The 22115-nt window shown below is 74.8% G+C and carries 15 protein-coding genes, 3 pseudogenes and 1 riboswitch; of the genes and pseudogenes, 10 read left to right on the top strand and 8 right to left on the bottom strand.

The genetic code is table 11. The features are described from left to right. Positions 1 to 121 precede the first annotated feature (121 nt). A complete protein-coding gene (locus tag ABZ261_RS17365; RefSeq protein ID WP_356859931.1) occupies positions 122 to 1477 on the top strand; it encodes an SWIM zinc finger family protein in 1356 nt (451 codons plus the stop codon). 55 nt (positions 1478 to 1532) lie between these two features. After that, positions 1533 to 3242, top strand: coding sequence for a DUF5691 domain-containing protein (locus ABZ261_RS17360; RefSeq protein ID WP_356859929.1), 1710 nt, complete (start codon positions 1533 to 1535; stop codon positions 3240 to 3242). Positions 3243 to 3301: 59 nt separating this feature from the next. Here ABZ261_RS17360 and ABZ261_RS17355 read toward each other — a convergent pair whose 3' ends face one another. Continuing rightward, entirely contained in the window at positions 3302 to 3724 is a 423-nt protein-coding gene (locus ABZ261_RS17355; RefSeq protein ID WP_356859927.1) for a cobalamin B12-binding domain-containing protein, read from the bottom strand. A 224-nt stretch (positions 3725 to 3948) separates the two neighbouring features. On the opposite strand from ABZ261_RS17355, the gene ABZ261_RS17350 reads away from it, so the two are divergent. Further along, entirely contained in the window at positions 3949 to 4803 is an 855-nt protein-coding gene (locus ABZ261_RS17350; RefSeq protein ID WP_356859925.1) for an alpha/beta fold hydrolase, read from the top strand. Between the two features lie 328 nt (positions 4804 to 5131). Next, positions 5132 to 6661, top strand: coding sequence for a M23 family metallopeptidase (locus ABZ261_RS17345; protein ID WP_356859923.1), 1530 nt, complete (start codon positions 5132 to 5134; stop codon positions 6659 to 6661). A gap of 42 nt (positions 6662 to 6703) precedes the next feature. Here ABZ261_RS17345 and pcrA read toward each other — a convergent pair whose 3' ends face one another. Further along, positions 6704 to 9208, bottom strand: coding sequence for a DNA helicase PcrA (gene pcrA, locus ABZ261_RS17340; protein WP_356859921.1), 2505 nt, complete (start codon positions 9206 to 9208; stop codon positions 6704 to 6706). Positions 9209 to 9468: 260 nt separating this feature from the next. After that, positions 9469 to 9636, top strand: a riboswitch (cyclic di-AMP (ydaO/yuaA leader). 8 nt (positions 9637 to 9644) lie between these two features. On the opposite strand from pcrA, the pseudogene ABZ261_RS17335 reads away from it, so the two are divergent. Both ABZ261_RS17335 and ABZ261_RS17330 read left to right on the top strand, forming a co-directional pair. After that, a pseudogene (locus ABZ261_RS17335) lies at positions 9645 to 9965 on the top strand (glycoside hydrolase); the annotation flags it as partial. A 795-nt stretch (positions 9966 to 10760) separates the two neighbouring features. After that, positions 10761 to 11222 (top strand): annotated as a pseudogene (locus ABZ261_RS17330) (C40 family peptidase); the annotation flags it as partial. Between the two features lie 16 nt (positions 11223 to 11238). Here the strand turns inward: ABZ261_RS17330 and ABZ261_RS17325 are convergent. After that, positions 11239 to 11592, bottom strand: a complete 354-nt coding sequence (locus tag ABZ261_RS17325) for a hypothetical protein (protein WP_356859919.1) — start codon at positions 11590 to 11592, stop codon at positions 11239 to 11241. 335 nt (positions 11593 to 11927) lie between these two features. Here ABZ261_RS17325 and ABZ261_RS17320 point away from each other — a divergent pair, with 335 nt between their 5' ends. After that, entirely contained in the window at positions 11928 to 12998 is a 1071-nt protein-coding gene (locus ABZ261_RS17320; protein WP_356859953.1) for an NlpC/P60 family protein, read from the top strand. A 169-nt stretch (positions 12999 to 13167) separates the two neighbouring features. On the opposite strand, the gene ABZ261_RS17315 is transcribed toward ABZ261_RS17320, so the two are convergent. Then, entirely contained in the window at positions 13168 to 13905 is a 738-nt protein-coding gene (locus ABZ261_RS17315) for a response regulator transcription factor (RefSeq protein WP_356859917.1), read from the bottom strand. Next, complete coding sequence (locus ABZ261_RS17310; protein WP_356859915.1) at positions 13902 to 15227, bottom strand: PspC domain-containing protein; 1326 nt, start codon at positions 15225 to 15227, stop codon at positions 13902 to 13904. The genes ABZ261_RS17315 and ABZ261_RS17310 overlap by 4 nt, the downstream gene beginning before the upstream one ends. Before the next feature lie 173 nt (positions 15228 to 15400). Between ABZ261_RS17310 and ABZ261_RS17305 the strand changes: the two genes are divergently transcribed. Together ABZ261_RS17305 and ABZ261_RS17300 are read left to right on the top strand one after the other, a co-directional pair. Then, the gene (locus tag ABZ261_RS17305) at positions 15401 to 16867 is read left to right on the top strand and encodes a PspC domain-containing protein (protein WP_356859913.1); all 1467 of its coding nucleotides are present in this window, start codon (positions 15401 to 15403) and stop codon (positions 16865 to 16867) included. After that, on the top strand, positions 16854 to 17063 hold the full coding sequence (locus ABZ261_RS17300) for a hypothetical protein (RefSeq protein WP_356859911.1): 210 nt from the start codon (positions 16854 to 16856) through the stop codon (positions 17061 to 17063). Before ABZ261_RS17305 ends, ABZ261_RS17300 begins: the two co-directional genes overlap by 14 nt. Here ABZ261_RS17300 and ABZ261_RS17295 read toward each other — a convergent pair. Beyond that, positions 17060 to 17584 carry a DoxX family membrane protein gene (locus tag ABZ261_RS17295; protein ID WP_356859909.1) on the bottom strand — a complete coding sequence of 175 codons (525 nt, stop codon included), beginning with the start codon at positions 17582 to 17584 and terminating at the stop codon, positions 17060 to 17062. The two genes, ABZ261_RS17300 and ABZ261_RS17295, sit on opposite strands and share 4 nt — an antisense overlap. Positions 17585 to 17971: 387 nt before the next feature. Beyond that, the gene (locus ABZ261_RS17290; protein WP_356859907.1) at positions 17972 to 19252 is read right to left on the bottom strand and encodes a hypothetical protein; all 1281 of its coding nucleotides are present in this window, start codon (positions 19250 to 19252) and stop codon (positions 17972 to 17974) included. A gap of 537 nt (positions 19253 to 19789) precedes the next feature. Here ABZ261_RS17290 and ABZ261_RS17285 point away from each other — a divergent pair. Beyond that, positions 19790 to 20250: pseudogene (locus ABZ261_RS17285) on the top strand (pyridoxamine 5'-phosphate oxidase family protein). A gap of 3 nt (positions 20251 to 20253) precedes the next feature. On the opposite strand, the gene guaA reads toward ABZ261_RS17285, so the two are convergent. Next, positions 20254 to 21834 carry a glutamine-hydrolyzing GMP synthase gene (guaA, locus tag ABZ261_RS17280; RefSeq protein WP_356859905.1) on the bottom strand — a complete coding sequence of 527 codons (1581 nt, stop codon included), beginning with the start codon at positions 21832 to 21834 and terminating at the stop codon, positions 20254 to 20256. Positions 21835 to 22115: the final 281 nt, after the last annotated feature.

Genomic DNA, 22115 nt, shown 5'->3' with positions numbered 1-22115 from the left:
CCTCCAGCTCGGCCGGTTCGGATCTGGCACCAACCGTGCACCACGCCACTGACAATCGCCCTGACCTGCGCAGACGCCGCGGCAAGGCCGATTGTCAGTGGGGGGACCTACCGTCGGTGGCATGACTGAGCAGGGGGTGCGCTGGACCGCGGACCAGGTGCTGGCGCTGGCGCCTGACGCCGCGTCGCGCAAGGCGGGAAGCCGGCTCGGCACGGCCGGGCCGTGGTCGGGGACGGGCAGCGGTGAGGGGACGGTGTGGGGGCTGTGCAAGGGCAGCGGCAGCAGGCCGTACCAGACGGTGGTGGACCTGGCGGACCCGGCCGGGCCGGCGTACCGGTGCAGTTGCCCGAGCCGTAAGTTCCCGTGCAAGCACGCGCTCGGGCTGCTCCTGCTGTGGGCCGGCGGCGACGGCGCCGTGCCGGCCTCCGAGCAGCCGCCGGACTGGGCCGGGCAGTGGCTCGCGGGGCGCCGCGCACGCGCGGGGACCGCGCGGAAGGGGGCGGAGGGGGTCCCGGCGGCCGGGCCGGCCGATCCGGAGGCGGCCCGGCGGCGGGCCGAGCGCCGCGCCGAGCGGGTCACGGCGGGGGCGACGGAGCTGGAGCAGCGCCTGGCGGACCTGCTGCGCGGCGGCCTGGCCGAGGCGGAGCAGGCGGGGTACGGGCTGTGGGACGAGACGGCGGCCCGCATGGTCGACGCGCAGGCGCCCGGGCTGGCCGCGCGGGTGCGGGAGCTGGGGGCGGTCCCGGCCTCGGGCCCGGGCTGGCCGGCGCGGCTGCTGGAGGAGTGCGCGCTGCTGCACCTGCTCGACCAGGGCTGGCTGCGCCGCGAGGCGCTGCCGGACGCCCTGGCGGCGACGGTCCGCGCCCGGCTCGGCCTGCCCGCTGCGCCGGACGGCCCGCCGGTGCGCGACCGCTGGCTGGTCCTCGCCCAGTACGACACGGCCGACGCGAAGCTGACGACGCGCCGGACCTGGTTGTACGGGGCCGCGTCGGGCCACACCCGGCTGCTGCTGTCCTACGGCGCGGCGGGCCGGGCGCCGGAGCTGTCGCTGCCGGTCGGGCTGGCCCTGGAGGCGGAGCTGTCCGCGTACCCGGGCGCCGGGCAGGCCCGCGCCGCCCTGGGCGAGCGGTTCGCCCCGCCCGCGCCGGCCGGCTTCCGCCCGCCGGGCGTGACCACCACCGAGGCGGCGGACCGGTACGGCGGAGCGCTGTGCGACGACCCCTGGCTGGACTCGGTGCCGGTGACCCTGGACCGGGTGATACCGGTCCCGGACGGCGACCGGTGGCAGCTCGCCGACGCCGACACGGACACGGCCCTGCCGCTGACCCGGACCGCGCGCTCCCGGCCCGGCCTGTGGCGGCTGGTCGCCCTGTCCGGCGGCGCCCCCGTGACGGTCTTCGGCGAGTGCGGTCACCGCGGGTTCACCCCGCTCACCGCCTGGCCCGACGGCGCGGGCGAAGCGGTGGCGCTGTGCTGACCGGCCGTACCGGCACCCGCGGGGACACGCAGGCGAGCGAAGGGAAGGGAACGCGATGAACGGGACGCCGACCGGCAGGGACACCACCGTGCCCGCCGGCACCTGGGAGGACCTGGTCACCACGGCGCTGCTGGGCACCGACCGGCGCGCCCCGGCGCACGGCGCGCCCGGCCGGGACGCGCCGGTCGCGCTGCTCGACGCGGCGGCCGTGGCGACCGTACGGCGGCGGGCCGGGCTGCGGCCCGCGCGAGCCGCGGCACGGCCGGAGCGCGCGCCCGCGGACCCCCGTCCCCCGCTGCCCGCCGCGGCGGCCCGGCGGCTCGCCGCACTGCTGGCCGACCGTGCCGGCGGCGCGTCCGGCCGCCGGGGCAGCTCGCCCGATCTCACCGAGCTGCTTCCGCAGTGGCTCGCGGCGGCCAACGCGCACGGGTACGCGGCGCCCCCGCAGACGATCCCCGCGCTGCTGGACGCGGCCCGGGGCCGTACGGACCTGCGCCCGGCGGCGCTGGCGTTCGCCGGCCCGCGCGCGCTGTGGCTGGCCCGGCTGAACCCGGACTGGCGCTTCGCCCTGCGCGCGGCCCACGGCGGCGGCGCGGCGGCGCCCGGCCCGGAGGACGCCGAGGGGGTGCGCCGGCTGTGGCAGGAGGGGCTGTTCGCCGAGCGTGCGGCGCTGCTGGGCGCCCTGCGCGCCCGTGAGCCCGCGCTCGGCCGCGAGCTGCTGGCCTCGACCTGGGGGGCGGAGCGGGCGGAGGACCGGCTGATGTTCCTCGACGCGCTGCGCACCGGCCTGTCGGAGGCGGACGAGCCGTTCCTCGAGCAGGCGCTGGGCGACCGCAGCCGCAATGTGCGGGCGACCGCGGCGGAGCTGCTGTCGTCGCTGCCGGGCTCGGCGCTGGCCGCGCGCATGGCCGTGCGGGCCGCGGCATGTGTGGCCCTGGACCGTACGGGGAACTCGCCGGGGATCGTGGTGGAGCCGCCGCTCGAGTGCGACTCCGGCATGGAGCGCGACGGTGTGGTGGCCGCACCGCCGGCGGGCAGAGGAGAGCGGTCGTGGTGGCTGGGGCAGTTGGTGGAGGCCGCCCCGCTCGGCGCCTGGGCGGAGCGGTTCGGCGGGCGGACGGCCCGGGAGATCGTGGCGCTGCCGGTGGCGGACGACTGGCAGGGCGAGCTGCACGCCGCCTGGTGCCGGGCGGCGGTGCGGCAGCGGGACGCCGCGTGGTCGCGGGCGCTGCTCGGCTCGCCGACGGCGCCGGAGGCGGGCGGTCCGGGCGCGGTGTCCCTGGCGGACCGGGCGAAGCTGCTGGCCGTGCTGGAGCCGGCGCAGCGGGCCGAATGGGTGGCCGGGTTCATCGCGACGCACGGCCTGTCGGAGGCGTTCCAGCTGCTCGGGGTGTGCTCCGTGCCTTGGGCGCCCCCGCTGGGCCGGGCGGTCGTGGACGCCTTGAACATCGCGCGGGACGCGGGCAGTTACCCGTGGAGCTTCAGCGGGGTGATGGGGCTCGCGGAACGCTGCCTGGACCCGGCGGAGGCCGTGCGGCTGGAGGCGCTGCTGGCGATGCCCGACGAGCGGGAGGACGCCGCGCCGGGGGCCGGCGGGTACTGGGCGGAGGCGTTCCAGCGGCTGGTCACGACGCTGCGGCTGCGGGCGACGATGGCGGCCGAACTCGGCGCCGCACCGTCGGACGGCCCGCCGCGGGCCACCGCGGAACCGTCACCGGCGTCGACCCGGCCGCCGCGGGCGGCCGCACCGGACACGGCCGGCTGACCGCCGGACGCAGCGGCTCGCACGTCGGACACCTCCGCCCGGCCGCCGCGGGCGGCCGCTCAGCCGCCGGAAGCGGCCGGCTGACGGACGTTCTCCCGGACCCATTCCACGATCGACGCGGTCGTCGCGCCCGGCGTGAAGATCTCGGCGACGCCCTTCTGCTTCAGCGGCGGGATGTCCTCGTCGGGGATGATGCCGCCGCCGAAGACGAGGATGTCCTCCGCGTCCCGCTCCTTGAGCAGGTCGATGACCGCGGCGAACAGCGTGTTGTGGGCGCCGGAGAGGATCGACAGGCCGATCGCGTCGGCGTCCTCCTGGATGGCGGTGTCGACGATCTGCTCCGGTGTCTGGTGGAGCCCGGTGTAGATGACCTCCATACCGGCGTCGCGCAGGGCCCGCGCGATGACCTTGGCCCCGCGATCGTGGCCGTCGAGCCCCGGCTTGGCGACCACCACGCGGATCGGACCGGCTGCCACACCCATCACTGCCTCCATCAAGCGACCACGGAAGCGACCGCTTCCGTCCGTACCGACAAGTACCGCACTCTCGGCGCGTTCCGCCACACGTCGCGAAGTGAACGAACGTTGTCCCCAGCATCCCGCACCCGGCAGTTTCGCGGGGTGCAGCGAGGGGGAAATCACATGGTGGGACATGAGGGCACACGGGGGATCGAGCCGTCCCCCGGTGTGCCGACAGGAGGTCGGCCATGAAGGTCACCGGGGTACTGCCGCCGCTCTTCCTCCCGCTCTGCCGCCGTCTGTGGCCCGGCAAACTGGCCGGACTGTCCATGGCGCTGCTCAAGGCGACGGCCCTGGAGGCCGCGATCCTCGCCGGCCACCTCCTGCTGTATCCCACCGGCCTCGTCCAGGAACGCCGTGCCGTGATGCTGCCCGGGGCGGAGGGCGCGGCACGGCTGCCGGTCCGCCCCGGCCCGCCGGTCGTGCTGCTGCACGGTTTCATCGACAACCGCTCGGTGTTCGTCCTGCTGCGCCGCACCCTCGCCCAGCACGGCCGGCAGCGGGTCGAGTCGCTCAACTACTCGCCGTTGACCTGCGACATCCGCGCCGCGGCCGAGCTGCTCGGCCGGCACATCGAGGAGATCTGCGAGCGCACCGGCAGCGCCCGGGTCGACGTCGTGGGGCACAGCCTGGGCGGGCTGATCGCCCGCTACTACGTCCAGTGCCTGGGCGGCGACCTCCGGGTGCGCACGCTCGTCACGCTGGGCACACCGCACTCGGGGACGAGGGTGGCGCCGCTGGCCGACGCCCACCCGATCGTGCGGCAGATGCGGCCGGGCTCCCCGGTGATCGAGGCGCTGGCCCGTCCCGCGCCCGGCTGCCGCACCCGCTTCGTCAGCTTCTGGAGCGACCTCGACCCGGTGATGGTGCCGCTGGAGACGGCCTGCCTGGAACACCCCGACCTGGACGCGAGGAACGTCCGGGTGACGGGTATCGGCCATCTCGCCCTGCCCGTGCACCCCGCCGTGGCGGCCGGGATACGGGAGGCCCTCGACACTCCCCGGCCCGGGGACCGGGTCACCGGCGGCCTCACGGTCGCCTGAGAGGCGGTACGACAGGAACGCCCGGGGGCCCCTGACGCCGGCCGGCCCGCGGCGGCCACGGCCGGCCAGCCCGCAGCAGCCCATGACCGCGGGTCCACGACGGCGAGCGCCGCCCGCACACGCCCGCGCGCAGCCTGACTCACGGTCACCGATATCGAACACTTCTCGAACGCCTTGCCGAGCTCGCGTCCGACGCCCCCCGAAACACGGCCGAATGCCCGGTTACGGCCCACGCGAAACAAGCGGAAGATTGTCGCGCCCAGGTACCGCCGGGTACAGTCGCCGCACTGCTCTGGCAGCCCCTGTTGTCGAGGCGAAAGAGAAGTTGGTGAACGACCGTCACCCGTCGGGGACCACGACCACCCCGGCTGCGGCTTCCGACGCCTCCACCGCGCACTACGCGCAGTACGGGGCACAGGAAGCCCCTTACGACGACCTCACCACGTACGGCGGCGGTGATGCCACCGTTTTCCCGGGCGGTGCCGCGAGCACCACGGCCTTCGCCGCCGACCCGCTCTTCGGCAGCTTCCCGGACGGCGAGCAGACCACCGGCGGGTACGGCGCCACCCCGTGGCAGACGGACACCGGCGGGCTGCCGGCCCACGACCCGTACGCGGCCCCGCAGCACACGGGTTACGACTCCGGCGGGTACGACACCGCCGCCTGGACCGTCCCCGCGCAGGCCACCGGCAGCGGCACCGGCCAGTGGGACGCGGGCGCCTGGCTGCAGCCCGAGCACTCCGGCGGCGCCGACCCCACCCAGCAGTGGGAGTGGGGCGCCCAGACCTTGGACACCGGCGCGTACGACGCCACGCAGTGGAACCTCGCCGGGCAGGCGGCGGAGCACGAGCACGGCGGCCAGCCGTTCGACCAGTTGCCCACCGCCACGTTCGAGGCGATCGGCGAGCCGCACTCCGCGTACGGGCACGCCGGTGACCCGCAGGCGACCGCGGGCTTCGAGCAGACGCCGTACGAGGACGCCGCCTTCGGTGAGCACCCCGGCGGTGCGGACGAGCCGGACGCCACCGGCGAACTGCCCGCCGTCACCGATCTGCTGGACGGCCAGGAGGAGATCGCCTCGGCGCCGGCGACCCGCGCGGGCTCACGCAGCGGAGCGCGTTCGCGGCGCCGTACGCCCGCCAGACGCTCCGCGCTGCTGACCGTCGCCGTTCCCTCGGCCTGCGTCATGGGCGTCGCCGGAATCGCCGCGGCCTCGGTCGGCGCGCTCACCGACGACTCGGCGGACACCACCGCCTCCGCCGCGGACGCGCAGGCGCACCCCGTCCAGCCGGCGGTCGCCAACAGCAAGCTGGACACCCAGCTCCGGACGCTCTCCGCCGGCGCCGACGACTTCGCCGACCGGGCGAGCCGCACCCAGGAGCGGATCGACCTCAAGGCGCAGCAGGAGATGGAGAAGAAGAAGGCCGCCGCGGAGGCCGCGCTCAAGGAGCGGCTGCGCCCCAAGTTCGCGCTGCCGGTCGCGCAGCACGGGCTCAGCGCCTACTACGGCCAGGCGGGCGTCAACTGGATGTCGGTGCACACCGGCATCGACTTCCCGGTCTCCTACGGCACCACCGTGGTGGCCGCCACGGACGGCACGGTCACCACCAAGTGGAACAGCGCCTACGGCAACATGATGATCGTGACGGCGAAGGACGGCACGCAGACCTGGTACTGCCACCTGTCCAGCTACACCGTCGCCTCCGGCACGACCGTCAAGGCCGGCCAGCCGATCGCCTTCTCCGGCAACTCCGGCAACTCCACCGGTCCGCACCTGCACTTCGAGGTGCGGCCGGCGGGCGGGGCGGCCATAGACCCGCTGCCGTGGCTGCGGAGCCACGGGCTCGACCCGTCGTAGGGGCACGGCGGGCCCGCCGCCGTACGGCGCGGGCCCTGGCGGCTACAGCTTCTCCACCGGCGCGTACCGCAGCAGCAGCCGCTTCGGCTTGGCGTCCCCGAAGTCGATCGTCGCCTCCGCGTTCGCACCCGTTCCCTTCACGGCGACGACCGTGCCGAGGCCGAACTGGTCGTGGGTGACCCGGTCGCCGACGGCGAGCGCGACCACCGGCTTCTCCGTCGTCCGCCGGGTGGCGAAACCGGACGCGCCCGACGCGGAGGAGCGCGAGCGGGTCGAGGACAGCGAGGCCGCGATCCCGGACGCCGGACCGGACGGGACCGGCGCCGACGCTCCCGTCCGCTTCCACTCCACATGGGTGGCCGGGATCTCCTCCAGGAAGCGGGAGGGCGGGTTGTACGACGGCTGGCCCCAGGCGCTGCGCATCGCCGACCGCGTCAGGTACAGCCGTTCCCGCGCGCGGGTGATGCCCACGTACGCCAGGCGCCGCTCCTCCTCGAGCTCCTTGGTCTGGCCGAGGGCGCGCATGTGCGGGAAGACGCCGTCCTCCATGCCGGTCAGGAAGACCACCGGGAACTCCAGGCCCTTGGCGGTGTGCAGCGTCATCAGCGTGACGACGCCGTCGCCGCCCTCCTCGTCCGGGATCTGGTCGGAGTCGGCGACCAGCGCGACCTGCTCCAGGAAGTCGGCGAGCGTGCCGCCGGGCACGGCGGCTCCCCCGGTCGCCGCTCCTTCCCCGTGTTCCTGTTCGAACTCCAGCGCGACGGCCGCGAGTTCCTGGAGGTTCTCGATGCGGGTCTCGTCCTGCGGGTCGGCGGAGGCCTGCAACTCGGCCAGGTAACCCGTGCGTTCGAGGACGGCTTCCAGGACGGTCGCCGGGCCCGCGCCGGACTCGACGACGGTGCGCAGGTCCTCCATCAGCGTGTTGAACCGCTTGACCGCGTTGGTGGAGCGCGCGGCCATGCCGTACGCCTCGTCCACGCGCTTCAGGGCCTGCGGGAAGCTGATCTTCTCCCGCTGGGCGAGGGCGTCGATCATCGCCTCCGCGCGCTCGCCGATGCCCCGCTTGGGCACATTGAGGATGCGGCGCAGCGGCACCGAGTCCTCCGGGTTGGCGAGGACGCGGAGGTAGGCCAGGACGTCCCGGACCTCCTTGCGCTCGTAGAACCGGACGCCGCCGACGACCTTGTAGGGCAGGCCGACGCGGATGAAGACCTCTTCGAAGACGCGGGACTGCGCGTTGGTGCGGTAGAAGACGGCGACGTCTCCCGCGCGCGCCTCGCCCGCGTCGACCAGGCGGTCTATCTCCTCGGCGACGAACTGGGCCTCGTCGTGCTCGGTGTCGGCGACGTAGCCGACGATCCGGGAGCCCTGGCCGGCGTTGGTCCACAGGTTCTTCGGGCGGCGGGACTCGTTGCGCTCGATGACCGCGTTGGCGGCGGACAGGATGGTCTGCGTGGACCGGTAGTTCTGCTCCAGCAGGATCGTCGTCGCGTCCGGGTAGTCCTCCTCGAACTGGAGGATGTTCCGGATCGTGGCGCCGCGGAAGGCGTAGATCGACTGGTCGGCGTCACCGACCACGCACAGCTCCGCGGGCGGCAGGTCGTCCTCGCCGGGCGGGACGTCCTCGTCGCGCTCCCCGGTGCCGACCAGTTCCCGCACCAGCGCGTACTGGGCGTGGTTGGTGTCCTGGTACTCGTCCACCAGGACGTGCCGGAAGCGGCGGCGGTAGTGCTCGGCGACGTCCGGGAAGGCGCGCAGCAGGTTGACCGTCGTCATGATCAGGTCGTCGAAGTCGAGGGCGTTCGCCTCGCGCAGCCGCGACTGGTACAGCGCGTAGGCCTGCGCCAGGGTCTTCTCGAAGCCGTCGGCGGCCTGGGCGGCGAAGTCCTCCTCGTCGATCAGCTCGTTCTTCAGGTTGCTGATCTTGGCGCTGAAGGACTTGGGCGGGAAGCGCTTGGGGTCGAGATCCAGATCCCGGCAGACCAGGGCCATCAGACGCTTGCTGTCGGCGGCGTCGTAGATGGAGAACGACGACGTGAAGCCGAGCTTCTTGCTCTCCCGGCGCAGGATGCGCACGCACGCGCTGTGGAAGGTCATCACCCACATGGCGTTGGCGCGCGGGCCGACGAGCTGCTCGACGCGCTCCTTCATCTCCCCCGCGGCCTTGTTGGTGAAGGTGATCGCGAGGATCTGGCCCGGGTGGACGTTCCGCTCGGCGAGCAGGTAGGCGATGCGGTGGGTGAGCACGCGGGTCTTGCCGGAGCCGGCGCCGGCGACGATGAGCAGCGGGGACCCGGCGTGCACGACCGCGGCGCGCTGGTTGTCGTTCAGCCCCTCCAGCAGTGCCGCCGAGTCGATCGCCGGGCGCGGGGCGCCGTCGCGGTAGTACGCGTCCCGGTCAGGCGGCGCGTCGAACTTCCCGCCGAACAGATCGTCCGGAAGCGGCTCCGGAGAGTGATCGTCCTCGGGCGGCGGCGGGGGCTCCTCGTCGCGCCCGCGAGGGGGCTGGAGGTCCGCCAGGAAGCTGTCGTCAAAGAGGCTGCTCATCGCTCTCCGAGTCTAGGGTGCCCCACCGACAACCGGCCGCGGTCCCCGGAAGACGGCCCCTTCACGCACGGGCCGGACCCGCGCCGGCGCGCCCGGTCCTCCCTCGCCCGGCGGACGGTCCTGGTGACGGGGGTGTGATTCCGCCCTCAGGTCACGGCAATGTATCGGACAAACCGCACACCAACCTTCACAGAAGACACACGAGTTGGCTAGGTTGCCGTCAGGCCGCACGACCCCTCTCCGGCGAACCTCGCCGGGCCGCGCGGCCTCCGCCGAGTCCGGCGCACCCCCTGCGCGGCGCCCGGAACCGGGGACCCACCGATCCTGGGGTGAATCGGCCGACTCCCGCCCGGGACGACGCCGTAGGGCAACCCTTCCGTCCGCCCGAACCCGACAGCTAACCCGGTAGGCGGCAGCATGGAAGGAGTCGCCTCCGTTGGCGTCGCACCGCAAGCCGCGCCCCGGCGGGACGCAGGGGGCGGGCATCCGCACCCCCGCTCTCGCCACCGCCGCCCTCACCTCCGTCGCCGTCCTCTCCCAGACGGCCGAGGCCGCCGCCGAGGCCGGTCACGGCACGCCCAGCCCGGAGGAGGTCGAGCGGAAGATCGACGATCTCTACCGCCGGGCGGGATCGGCTGCGGAGGCGCCCGGCGCGGGCAAGGAGCGGACCGCCGACGCGGCGCGGCGACGCACCGACAGCCTGCAGCGGCTCCGTGAAGAGGTAGCCCGCCGCGCGGCCCAGCACCGCGGCGCATCCGCCCAGCGGATCGCCGTCCCCGGCCGGCGCGGCACCGTCCCCGGCCGCACCGCGGGCGCAGTCACCGCCCAGCCGGGGATCGTCCCCGCTCAGCGCGGTGCCGTCAGCGGCCTTGCCGCGGGCGCCGCGCCGGCCGCCTGGGACAGGGGCGCCGCCGTGACGCCGGCGCGGGGCGGGGTCGCCGTGCCGGCCGCGTGGGACAGTGGCGCCGCCGTGCTGGCCGCTCCGAACGCCGCCGGCCCGGACGCCGTAATACCGCCCGCTGGGGACACGGGTCCTGTGCCGCAGGCCCACGGGCTGGGTTCCGCACCGGCAGCGTGGAGCGGGGACGCGGCGCCGACCACGTGGAGCGGGGACGCCGTGCCGGCCGCGTGGAGCGGGGACGCCGTGCCGGCCGCGTGGAGCGGGGACGCCGTGCCGGCCGCTCCGAACGCCGGGGCCCCGGACGCGGTGCCGCCCGCCTGGGGCGCCGGCCCGATGCCGGTGGCCCCGAGCGCCGCAGGCCCTGGCGTCCTTGCGCCCGTCCGAGACGCGGATGCCGTGGCGGTCGCCTGGCACGCTGACGCCGTGGCCGCCACCGGGAACGCGGCCGTCGCACCGCCCGCCTGGGGCGCCGATCCCGTGCTCGCCGCTGCGGACGCCGGGGGCCCGGACGTGGTGGCGCCCGTCCGAGGCGCGGGTGCCGCGGCAGGGCCCGTGGGCCCGGCCGTCGTACCGCCGCACGTCCGGGAGGGTGGCCGTGCGGCGCCCGCCCCGGGGCCGGCGGCCGGACCGCTGCGGACGGGCGCCGGGAGGGATCCCAAGGCGGCCAAGGCCACGGTGCAGAAGAAGCTGGCCCACGCGCGCGCACTGCTGTCGCAGCGGGTCGTGCAGGGCCCCGCGCCGTCCGGTGCGGACACGTCCAAGGCGAGCAAGGCCGTCGCCTTCGCGCGGGCCCAGCTCGGCAAGCCGTGCGTGTGGGGCGCGGCCGGTCCCGGCTCCTACGACTGCTCGGGCCTCACCCAGGCCGCCTGGAAGTCGGCCGGGGTCACCCTGCCGCGCACCGCCCGCGACCAGGCCGGCGCCGGCGTCGCGGTTCCGGCGGCGGACGCCCGCCCCGGTGATCTCGTCTTCTTCCACGACGACCGCAGCCACGTCGGGCTGTGCACCGGCGACGGCATGATGATCCACGCCCCCAGGCCGGGCGAGTACGTCCGCGAGGAGCCGGTCTCCTGGGCGGGCGGGTCGGCCGTCCGCACCGTGGTCCGGCCGGGCTGACCCGCAGCGCCGCGGATCAGGTCCAGAGCACGGCGATGAAGACGTTCGCCGTGGTCAGCAGGCCGACCAGCCCGAACTGGCCCTTGCTGATCCGCTCCTCGTCCCGCTTCACGTAGACCAGCCCGAGGATCACGATCAGCAGGGCCAGCTTGACGCCGATCTTGATGTTGTCGAGGTGGTGGCCGCCGGCCTGGTCGAGGCCGACGAGGGCCACCCCGGTGACCAGCATGGTCAGCGCGCCGTGCAGCATGCCCGGCACGAACCGGGCCGTTCCCTGGCCCATCGCCTTCATCTGGGTGAGGAAACCGCCGAGCAGCGCGGCGATGCCGACGATGTGCAGGCCGACGAAGAGATGGATGAGTACGTCCATGGGCCCGGAGCCTAGCCAGGAGCGTGCCGGTCTCCCGCCACCGGGCCCGCCCGGTGGCCCGCCCGCCGTCCCGGACGGTCCGGCGGATCGTGCACACCTGCGCTTCTTAGCACCTCACTGCCCTCCCCTGTCACATTTCCCGCGCTTCGATCATCACGCGCGTGAAGGCGACGGGTCGCAGCCACCGGTTCGATCACATGAGGGCACACCCCGGTCCGTCACCACCAGTTCCGAACACCGCGTTACCGACTCGTCACCTTCCGCCCTAGCGTCCTCCCCCAGGCGACCGGCTCCCGTCGGTCGCGCGAGTCGTACGGAAGGACGTGACACTCCAGGTGGCAGCGCACCGCAAGCCCCTGCATCGCTCGCTCAGCGGCCACACCGCCCGGACGGCCGCCACGCTCGCCCTGGCGGGCGCGGCCACCGCGACGGGTCTGGACGCGACGGCACACGCCGATCCCCGGCTCACGCCGGGGCAGGTGAAGGCCAGGGTGGACCGCCTGTACCGGGAGGCCGAGGCCGCCACCGAGAGGTACAACGGGGCGAAGGAGGAAGCGGACGCGGGGCGGCGGCGGCTGGGCGCGTTGCAGGACCGGGCCGCCCGCGAGCAGGAGAAGCTGAACTCCGCTCGGGACGCGCTCGGCTCGTTCGCGACGGCGCAGTACCGGGACGGCGGCATCGACCCGGCGTGGCAGGCGGCTCTGTCCAGCACCCCCGACCGGTACCTGGACGACGCCGCGCTCGCGGAGCGGGCCGGTGACCGGCAGGCCGCCGCCGTGGCGCGGGTACGCGAACGGCTGCGGGAGATCGAGCGGCTGCGCGGCGCCGCGCGCATCGAGCTGACCTCGCTGCGGTCGCGGCAGGCGGAGCTGAGACGGCACAAGAGGACCGTCACCGGCAAGCTGGACGAGGCCCGCCGGCTGCTGGCAAGGCTGACGCCTGACCAGCGGGCGCATGCCACCGGCGCCGACGCCGGAGGCGCGGGCGGGCACGTCTCCCGGTCGGCCGCGGACCCGCGGGAGCCGCTGGAGCGGGCCGGGTCCGCCGCGGCGCCCACCGCGCGCGCCGCGGCGGCCGTCGCCTACGCCTACGCCAAGCTCGGCAGCCCTTATGTGTGGGGCGCGACCGGGCCGAACGCCTTCGACTGCTCGGGCCTGGTCCAGGCCGCCTACCGCTCCGCGGGCATCTCCCTGCCCCGCACCACCTACGCCCAGATCGCCGCGGGACGACGGGTCTCCCGCTCCGAACTCCGCCCGGGCGACCTGGTGTTCTTCTACTCCGGGGTCAGCCACGTCGGCATCTATGTGGGCGGCGGCCGCATGATCCACGCCCCGAACCCGTCGGCCCCGGTCCGCTTGGCCCCCGTCGACCAGATGCCGTTCGCGGGGGCGACGAGGGTGGTCTGAGGAGCGGGACGGCCGGTGGTGCCCGCGTGGGCGGGTGGGGGGGGCGGGTGGGGGACGGCCCGCAGGGACCGGCCCTGTCGGACGGGACGCTCCGCAGCCGGCCGCGCCGACGGCAGGCCGCCGGGAGCGGACGCGGCGGCCGGCCCGCCCGGACGGGGACCCGCCCGGGTCAGACCAGTCGGCGGGCGGTCGCCCAGCGGGTCAGCTCGTGCCGGTTGGAGAGCTGGAGCTTGCGCAGGACGGCCGAGACATGGGACTCCACCGTCTTCACCGAGATGAACAGCTGCTTGGCGATCTCCTTGTAGGCGTAGCCACGGGCGATCAGGCGCAGCACCTCGCGTTCGCGCTGGGTGAGGCGGTCCAGGTCCTCGTCGACCGGAGGTGCGTCGGTGGAGGCGAAGGCGTCCAGGACGAACCCGGCCAGCCGCGGGGAGAAGACGGCGTCGCCCTCCTGGACGCGGAATATCGACTCGACCAGATCGGTGCCGGTGATGGTCTTGGTGACATAGCCGCGGGCGCCGCCGCGGATGACGCCGATCACGTCCTCCGCCGCGTCCGAGACGGACAGCGCGAGGAAGCGGACGGGCCGCTCGGGGTCGGCCGTCAACGCCGCGCACCGGCGCAGGACCTCGACGCCGCCGCCGCCCGGCAGGTGGACGTCGAGGAGGACCACCTCGGGCCGGGTGGCGGTGATGACCGAGACCGCCTGGTCGACGTCCGCGGCCTCGCCGACCACCTCGACCCCGGTCTCGGCGGTCCGGCCGATCTCCGCCCGGACGCCGGTGCGGAACATGCGGTGGTCGTCCACGAGCACCACCCGTACGTACCGCCCTCCCGCGCCGGACCCGCCGGCCTCGGCCGCCTCCGCCGCTCCAGCCGTGCCGTTCGCCTCGGTCGCGTCGCTCATGACGTCTTCTCCGCCCTCTCCATCTCCAGCTCGACCTCGGTGCCGCCGTCCGGAACCGCCCGCAGCCGGGCCGTGCCGCCGTGCCGCTCCATGCGGCCGATGATCGATTCTCTGACGCCCATGCGGTCGGCGGGTATCGCGTCCGGGTCGAACCCGGGGCCGCGGTCGCGCACGGACACGAAGACCGTCCTCCCCTCGACTTCGGCGTAGACCTGCACGGCGCCGCCGTCGCCACCGTACTTGGCGGCGTTCACCATCGCCTCGCGCGCGGCCTGCATCTGCGCCCCGGTCCTCTCGTCCAGCGGGCAGTCGCCGACTATGACGACCTCGATGGGCACGCCGTGCTTGTCCTCCACCTCGGCGGCGTTGCGCCGCACCGCCTCGGCGACCGTGTCCGGTTCGTCGGCCTCGTCCTTGCCGGTGCCCTCCGGCTTGTACAGCCAGGTGCGCAGGTCGCGCTCCTGGGCGCGGGCCAGGCGGCGCACCTCGTTCGCGTTGTCGGCGTTGCGCTGGATCAGGGTGAGGGTGTGCAGCACGGAGTCGTGGACGTGGGCGGCGACCTCGGCGCGCTCCTGGGCGCGGATCCGCATCAGGCGCTCCTCGGACAGGTCCTGGGTCATGCGGACCAGGTAGGGGCCGGCGAGCAGGGTGATGCCCACCAGGACGGCGAGTGCGGCCTGCAGGACCGCACCGAGGTGGGCGGCCGAGCCCTGCAGCACGAAGACGGCGGAGACACCGGTGGTGACGAGCAGGACGCCGCCGGCCGCGCGCAGCAGGGTGAGGGTGCGGCGCCGGCTGCCGACCTCGACCCAGCGGGCCCGGCGGGCGTTGTCCGCCTGGCGCCAGACGAGGGCGACGCCCGCCGCGACCAGCACGGCGGGCAGCAGGTACGCCTTGGCCGCGCTGCCCAGGTCGACGCTGCCCACGAAGACCATGGACACGATGACCATGAGGAGCAGTGCGACCATCTGCCCCCGGTCCGGCTTGCGGGCCACGATCCTGCGGCGGCCGTCCGGCGCGGTCTCCGTCCCCACGAGCGAGGGCTTCTGCTCGCCGACGCCGCCGATGCCGAGCGGGACGAAGAACCAGAACGCCGCGTACAGCAGCGCTCCGAGTCCGTCGGCGAGGAACAGGCCGACGAAGACGAGCCGCACCCAGACGACGGGCAGCCCGAGATGCCCGGCGAGGCCCCGCGCCACTCCGCCGAGCCAGCGTCCGTCACTGCTGCGGTAGAGCTTGCGCGGCGGCCGCGGGTCGTCGAGGGGCAGGCTTGCGGCTTCCGGCATGGCAACGATGGTCACACGGCGGGCGGGGCGGGGCATCAGGGTCGGTCCCCGAGACGCCCCTGATCTTCGCCCGGTGCCGGCCGGGTGGGCGTTCCGTCCGGGGTCCGCGCCGGTCGAACGCTTCCCCGCCCCGTCTCAGGGCCGATTTCAGGGTCGGGCCAGGGTCGTCCCGACTGCCGTCGCGGTGGCCGGGCCGTCACCATGGACACATGAGCGATCACGAGCACGCCGCGACGGGTCCGGGACCCGGCCCCGGCCCGCGCCCGGCCCCGGGCGCCGGACCGGCGGATGCCGCGCCCGCCGCGGCGGGACGGACGGGAGCGGCCGGCGCCGGCACGCGCACCGGCGCCCGGTCCGGCGGCGGCGCCGGAACCGGCGAGCGGGAGCGGCCGGGCGCCGCCGCGGTCCCCGAGCGGTTCCGCCGCGACCGCGGGCACAAGATGATCGCGGGCGTGTGCGCGGGACTGGGACGGCAGACCGACCTGGACCCGGTGATCTTCCGGATCACGCTGGCCGTGCTGTCGGCGACGGGCGGCCTCGGCCTCCTCTTCTACGGCTTCGCGTGGCTCCTGGTGCCGTACGGGGACGAGGAGGAGAACGAGCTCCGCAAGCTGTTCACGGGCCGGGTCGACGGCCAGGCGCTGGCCGCCGTGCTGTTCGCCCTCGTCGGCTGCGGGATCTTCCTCACGATGCTGCAGAACGGCGCGGTGCTGACGTTCGCCGTGGTGCTGTCGCTGCTGCTCGCCGGCGCGGGGTACTGGTCGCGGCACCGCGGCGCCCCCGACGCCGATCCCCTGGCCGCGCAGGCCGCCGCCGACGCCCCGCCGGAGGCGCAGGCGCCGCCGGTCGTCACCAGCTACCCGTCCTGGTGGCGGGACCCGATCGTCAAGGACGGCACCCATGTCGGCGGCACGGGCTATCTGTGGGGGCCCGGCGACGCCCGGGAGCGGGACCTCCTCTCGGTGGCCGACGTCGGCGTGGCCTATCCCTGGGTGCATCAGGGAGCCGTGCCGCCGCCCCGCCCGGCGCACCCGAGAATGCGCGGCCCCCGCTGGATAGGCGGCTGGGTGTTCCTGCTGGCCCTGCTGGCGGGCGGCCTGGGCACCGGGTTCGCCTGGGACCGTCAACCGCTGGGCGCCGGCCTGCAGACCGGTCTGGCGTGCGCGCTGGCGGTGCTGGGCCTCGGCATCGCGCTCAGTGCGTTCCTGGGCCGGACCGGTGCGGGCACGGTGTTCCTGGCGCTGGTCACGTCCGCCCTGCTGGCAGGGGCGGCGGCCCTGCCCCGGGACATCACCAGCCACTGGCGGGAGACGTCCTGGAGGCCGGCCGCGGTGGCCCAGGTGCACCCCGGGTACGACCTCGGCACCGGGCGGGGCACCCTCGACCTGACCAGGGTGCGCCCGGCCGCGGGGCGGACGGTGGCGACGGACGCCCATGTGGGCGCGGGACAGCTGAAGGTGATCGTGCCGGCGGACACGGCCGTGCGGATGAGCATCGATGTGGGGGTGGGTGACATCCGGTTGCCCGGGGACAGCGGGAAGGACGTGGACGTGCGGCCGGGCAGGCACAAGGAGGTGACGCTGGCGCCGGTCTCGGGCGCCGGGGACGCCGGGACGCTGGATCTGACGCTCGGCGTCGGAGTGGGACAGGTGGAGGTCAGCCGTGCTGCGTCATGAGTTCCAGCCCGGGAAGCTGGTCGCCGGGCTCTTCCTCGCCGCCACCGGCGCCCTCTATGCGGGGGACGCGGGCGGCCTGTGGGACACGCCGTGGTTCGCGGTGGTGCCGTTGGTGGTGGGCGGCCTGTGCCTGGCCGGTGTGACCGCCGCCCTGACCCGGGGGATACGCGGGCGGGGCGGCGCCGGGGGCGGCTAGCGGAGGCCGCCGCTCCGCTGCCGCCGGTTCCGCCACGCCGCGTCCAGGGAGAAGTAAGGGGTGCCGGCGAGGACCAGGGGGAGCCAGGCCATCAGGTAGGCGAGGTCGTTGCCGTAGTAGTAGGGGGTGGTCGCCCAGCTCACCGTCAGCCAGAGGCTGAGCGAGATCAGCGCGCCGCCGAGGGCGGCCAGCCGGCCGAACAGGCCGAGCAGGATGCCGAGGCCGACGGCCAGCTCACCGAGGGCGATGGCGTAACCGAAGCCGACCGGGCTCTGCAGGGCCAGGTCGACCAGCGCGGGGACGGCGGCGGAGTCGCGGGCGGCGTCCAGGGTCTCACCGATCGAGCCGGTGCCGCCGGACTTCATGAAGGCGCCGTCGGTGAGCTTGTCCACGGCGGCGTAGGCGAAGGTGATGCCGAGGAAGACGCGCAGCGGCAGCAGGGCGTAGGAGCCGGCGGCGTCCCGCCAGGTGCGCGGCCTGTCCAGCCCGGTGATGTGCGTGTCCGTCCGCATGTGCGTCATCGCTGCCAGCCTTTCGCCCACCGTGCCACCCCTCTGTGACGATACGTACGACGAAGGGAGCGCGTTCAACCGTCCTCGGACGATTTTCCGGATTTCGGGGCTTCCTGACAGCGGTCGGGATACACGGAGCGGCCGGCGGGGTAGCCGCGGGCCGGCTCGCCGGGCACGTGCGCAGCCCGCCGGGGGCGACCGCATCCGGTGGTCGTGCGGGTCGTGCGGGCCGGGGCGGTCCCGGGCGGCGATCGGGCCGGCCGGTGGCAGACGCGGTGCGCCGCGGCCTTCCCCCTCCCCCGGGTCACCGCAGCCAGGACGCCGGTGGCGGACTCACCCGCCGGGGGCGCGGCCGGTGCGTGGGGCGGGACGCCGGAGCGTCCGGGGACGGGCCGGTCACTCCGTCACCTGGACGGTGTACCGGTTGGTCGTCACCCCGGCCGCGGTCACGACCTGCACCTCCACCGAACCGGGCTCGACCTCGGCCGGAACGGGCACGGTCAGGACCGTGTCCGTGGGATTGCGGAAACCGCCCGTGACGGGGACCAGCGGCACGTGGACGTCGACCGCGCCGATGCGGACGACCGTCCGCGAGAGCCGGTCGGCGCTGTGCGCGCCGGGCGGGACGAAGCCGGTGCCGCGGATCTCGATGTCGTCGCCGGTGCGGATCGGGCCGTCCAGGTCGCCGGGTTCCCGGGCGCGGACCACGGAGAGGATCAGCGGCCGGCCGCCCTCGGCGTACTTGCCGGCCAGGTAGGTCGCCGCCGAGACGAGCACGACCGCGGCGAGCCCCCAGGGCAGGTCGGGCAGCCGGTCGGGGCGGCGGGCCAGCCGTACGGCGGCGAACAGCAGGGCGACGGCGTTGATGGCGACGTACTGGATGTCGGCGAAGGCGCCGCGGCCGGAGTCGTCGGTGAGCAGGTCGGCGGCGCGCGGCCGGTGCGCCGGCACCTTCTGCAGCCGCTGGGCGAGGATGCGCAGGCCCACCACCCGGCGGACCAGGACGGCGATGCCGCACACCACGGCGAGGACGGTCACCGCGCCCGCGCCGCGCGCGAGGCCGAGCCCGGAGACGAGGGCGTCGCGTTCGCCGGGGTCGGAGGCGGCGGCCAGGCGGGCGGCGAGCAGCAGGACGGCGTAGCCGACGAACAGCACCCAGGAGGCGGCGACGGCACGAGAGGTGGACATGCGGTTGTCCTCGCCGATCACCGGTGCGAGCGCTCCGCCGCGCGCCCGGTGGAGGACGCAGGCGGCGGTCAGCGCGGCGGCGACGGCGAGCGCGGCGAGCAGGGCGGCGGTGCGGGCGGCGGTCCAGCCGGCGCCGATGGCGGTCAGGGCCTCGGTGAGCAGCAGCACGGCGACCGCGCCCCACACCGCGCACACCGTGCGCAGCCACAGCCGGGCGAGTCGGGCGGCGCCCTCGGCCCGGCCGCGTTCGGCGACGGCCTCGGCCCGCTGGGTCAGTTCCTCGGAGACCCACTGGCGCGACGCGGACGCCGAGTGCGCCACGGCCGCCGGGAGCCCCTGGCCGGCCGCGAACGCATCCCGGCGGCGCAGGAACGCGGCCACGGCCCGCCGGTGTCCCTCCCGGGCGCCGTGCGGGCAGTCCCCGCAGGTGCATCCGCCCGCGTGGGCGCCTTCGGCGCCCGTGTCCCCTCTGGCCTCCTGCACCGCCACGCCCGACGCCCGCCTTCCCCACGACCTGCCGATCCGGCCGCCGGTGCCCGCTGTATCCCCGGCGGCCCCGACGGTTGGGCAACTCCCCCGTGACAGAAGCGAATTGTGCCCTACATCCGGCCGCGTCCGGGGCGGACCGGCCGGATCGGCGCGGGTGAAGCGGGGACCGCCGTGTTGACCCCGGGCGAGCCGCACCGCGGCGGGGTGCGCACCGAGCTGCGGTTTCGTGAGCGCCTGCCCCGGCCGGTCGGCCGAGCAGGTCCGGTTCGCCGCGCCGAGCAGGTCCGGTTTGCCGCGCCGAGCAGGTCCGGTTGCCGCGGCCGAGCAGGTCCGGTTCGGCTGACGTCCTGCCGCGACGGCCGGCGGTCGGCCCGGGGCCGCCCGGTCCGCGCCGAGCAGTTCCCGGGTGCCGACGGCCTGCCCGTGGCCGATGCGGCCGGGGCGGCCGGGGCGGCCGGGGCGGCCGGAGCGCCTTCGCCGTCACCCGCCGAGAAAACACGACAGCACTTGTCGGGATTGAGCGCGAGACTGACGCACATGAACTGGGCTGACTTCACCACCGCCGCCCCCGGCCTGGCGGCGATCGCCGAGGAGCGTTTCGGCGCCCACCGGCACCACGTCCTCGCCACCCTGCGCAGGGACGGCTCCCCGCGCACCTCCGGCCTGGAGGTCCGCTTCCTGGGCGGAGAGCTGTATCTCGGCATGATGCCGGGCTCCCTCAAGGCCCGCGACCTGCTGCGCGATCCGCGCTTTCGCTGCAGGCCAATCCGGGCGCCGACGTCGGCGACGGGGACGTCCGGATCGGCGGACGGGCCTTCGAGGTCGTCGACACGGCCGTGAAGGGGGCGTACGTGAAAGAGGTGGAACCGCCGCAGCCGTTCCACCTCTTCCGCACCGAGCTGACCGAGGTCGTGCGGACCTACGTCGAGGACGAGACGTATCTCGTCTGCGAGGTCTGGAAGCCCGGTGAGCCCGTGCGCACGCTCAGGCGCACCTAGGGCCTACTCCCACTCGATCGTCCCCGGGGGCTTCGACGTCACGTCGAGCACGACCCGGTTGACGTCCCGGACCTCGTTGGTGATCCGGGTGGAGATGCGGGCGAGGACGTCGTACGGCAGCCGGGACCAGTCGGCGGTCATGGCGTCCTCGCTGGACACCGGGCGCAGCACGATCGGGTGGCCGTAGGTGCGGCCGTCGCCCTGGACGCCCACGCTGCGGACGTCGGCGAGCAGCACCACCGGGCACTGCCAGATGTCGCGGTCCAGGCCGGCCGCGGTCAGCTCCTCGCGGGCGATGGCGTCGGCTTCGCGCAGCAGGTCCAGGCGCTCCTTGGTGACCTCGCCGACGATGCGGATGCCGAGGCCGGGGCCGGGGAACGGCTGGCGCTGGACGATCTCCTCCGGCAGGCCCAGCTCCTGGCCGACCATGCGGACCTCGTCCTTGAACAGCTTGCGCAGCGGCTCGATCAGCTTGAACTCGAGGTCCTCGGGGAGGCCGCCGACGTTGTGGTGCGACTTGATGTTCGCGGTGCCGGTGCCGCCGCCGGACTCCACGACGTCCGGGTACAGGGTGCCCTGGACGAGGAACTCCACGGCCGGGCCCTCGTCCGCGATGATCTCGGCCTGCGCCTGCTCGAAGACGCGGATGAACTCGCGGCCGATGATCTTCCGCTTCTCCTCGGGGTCGGTGACCCCGGCGAGCGCCTTGAGGAAGCGCTCCTCGGCGTCGACGACCTTCAGCTGGACGCCGGTGGCCGCGACGAAGTCCTTCTCGACCTGCTCGGTCTCGCCCTTGCGCATCAGGCCGTGGTCGACGTACACGCAGGTCAGCTGGGAGCCGATGGCCTTCTGGACCAGGGCGGCGGCCACGGCGGAGTCGACGCCGCCGGACAGGCCGCAGATCGCGCGCTTGTCGCCGACCTGCTCGCGGATCGCGGCGACCTGCTCCTCGATGACGTTGCCGGTGGTCCAGCTCGGCTTGAGCCCGGCACCGCGGTACAGGAAGTGCTCCAGCACCTGCTGGCCGTGCGTGGAGTGCATGACCTCCGGGTGGTACTGCACGCCGTAGAGCTTCTTCTCGTCGTTCTCGAAGGCGGCGACCGGGACGACGTCCGTGGACGCGGTCACGGTGAAGCCCTCGGGGGCGGCGGAGCAGGCGTCGCCGTGCGACATCCACACGTGCTGCTCGGCCGGGGTGCCCTCGAAGAGGGTGGAGGAGCTCTTGGAGACGTGCAGATCGGTGCGGCCGTACTCGCGCGCCCCGGTGTTGTCGACGGTGCCGCCGAGGGTCTGCGCCATCAGCTGGAAGCCGTAGCACATGCCGAAGACGGGGACGCCGGCCTCGAAGATCTCGCGGTCCAGGCGGGGGGCGCCCTCCTCGTACACGGACGAGGGGCCTCCGGAGAGGATGATCGCCGCGGGCCGCTTGGCGAGCATCTCCCGGACCGGCATGGTGCTCGGCACGATCTCGCTGTAGACCCGCGCCTCGCGGACGCGACGGGCGATGAGCTGGGCGTACTGCGCGCCGAAGTCGACGACCAGGACGGTGTCGGGCGTGGCGGCAGGGGGAGTCGCTGATGACACGGTGTGCCTTCTGGTGGTCGGGCGGGGGCCTGTGCTACCGAGTCTAACGGGGCGGGCGGGAGGGCTTCCGCGGCACGGGGCCGTGGCATACTGGCGCCATGCTCTCGCTCGCGACCTTCGTCTTTACCTATGGCACCCGGCCCGCCGGCTGCCATGGTCGTCCTGCTTGAGCGAACGCCGAGCGACTTACCAGGCGCCCCGGGCCGACAAGGCCCGGGGCGCCTGTCGTTGTCCGGGTTCCGTCGTCCCGGGGCACTCCGACCCTCTTCACCAGGAGCCCC

This window comes from Streptomyces sp. NPDC006193, assembly GCF_040613915.1.
GTDB lineage: Bacteria > Actinomycetota > Actinomycetes > Streptomycetales > Streptomycetaceae > Streptomyces.
This window is presented reverse-complemented; position numbering and strand designations above follow the sequence as displayed.

Excerpts from the sequence above, each read along its gene's own strand:
- ABZ261_RS17365 (WP_356859931.1), top strand. The coding sequence starts at position 122 with ATGACTGAGCAGGGGGTGCGCTGGACCGCGGACCAGGTGCTGGCGCTG.
- ABZ261_RS17360 (WP_356859929.1), top strand. The coding sequence starts at position 1,533 with ATGAACGGGACGCCGACCGGCAGGGACACCACCGTGCCCGCCGGCACC.
- ABZ261_RS17355 (WP_356859927.1), bottom strand. The coding sequence starts at position 3,724 with ATGGGTGTGGCAGCCGGTCCGATCCGCGTGGTGGTCGCCAAGCCGGGG.
- ABZ261_RS17350 (WP_356859925.1), top strand. The coding sequence starts at position 3,949 with ATGAAGGTCACCGGGGTACTGCCGCCGCTCTTCCTCCCGCTCTGCCGC.
- pcrA (WP_356859921.1), bottom strand. The coding sequence starts at position 9,208 with ATGAGCAGCCTCTTTGACGACAGCTTCCTGGCGGACCTCCAGCCCCCT.
- ABZ261_RS17325 (WP_356859919.1), bottom strand. The coding sequence starts at position 11,592 with ATGGACGTACTCATCCATCTCTTCGTCGGCCTGCACATCGTCGGCATC.
- ABZ261_RS17315 (WP_356859917.1), bottom strand. The coding sequence starts at position 13,905 with ATGAGCGACGCGACCGAGGCGAACGGCACGGCTGGAGCGGCGGAGGCG.
- ABZ261_RS17310 (WP_356859915.1), bottom strand. The coding sequence starts at position 15,227 with ATGCCCCGCCCCGCCCGCCGTGTGACCATCGTTGCCATGCCGGAAGCC.
- ABZ261_RS17305 (WP_356859913.1), top strand. The coding sequence starts at position 15,401 with ATGAGCGATCACGAGCACGCCGCGACGGGTCCGGGACCCGGCCCCGGC.
- ABZ261_RS17295 (WP_356859909.1), bottom strand. The coding sequence starts at position 17,584 with ATGACGCACATGCGGACGGACACGCACATCACCGGGCTGGACAGGCCG.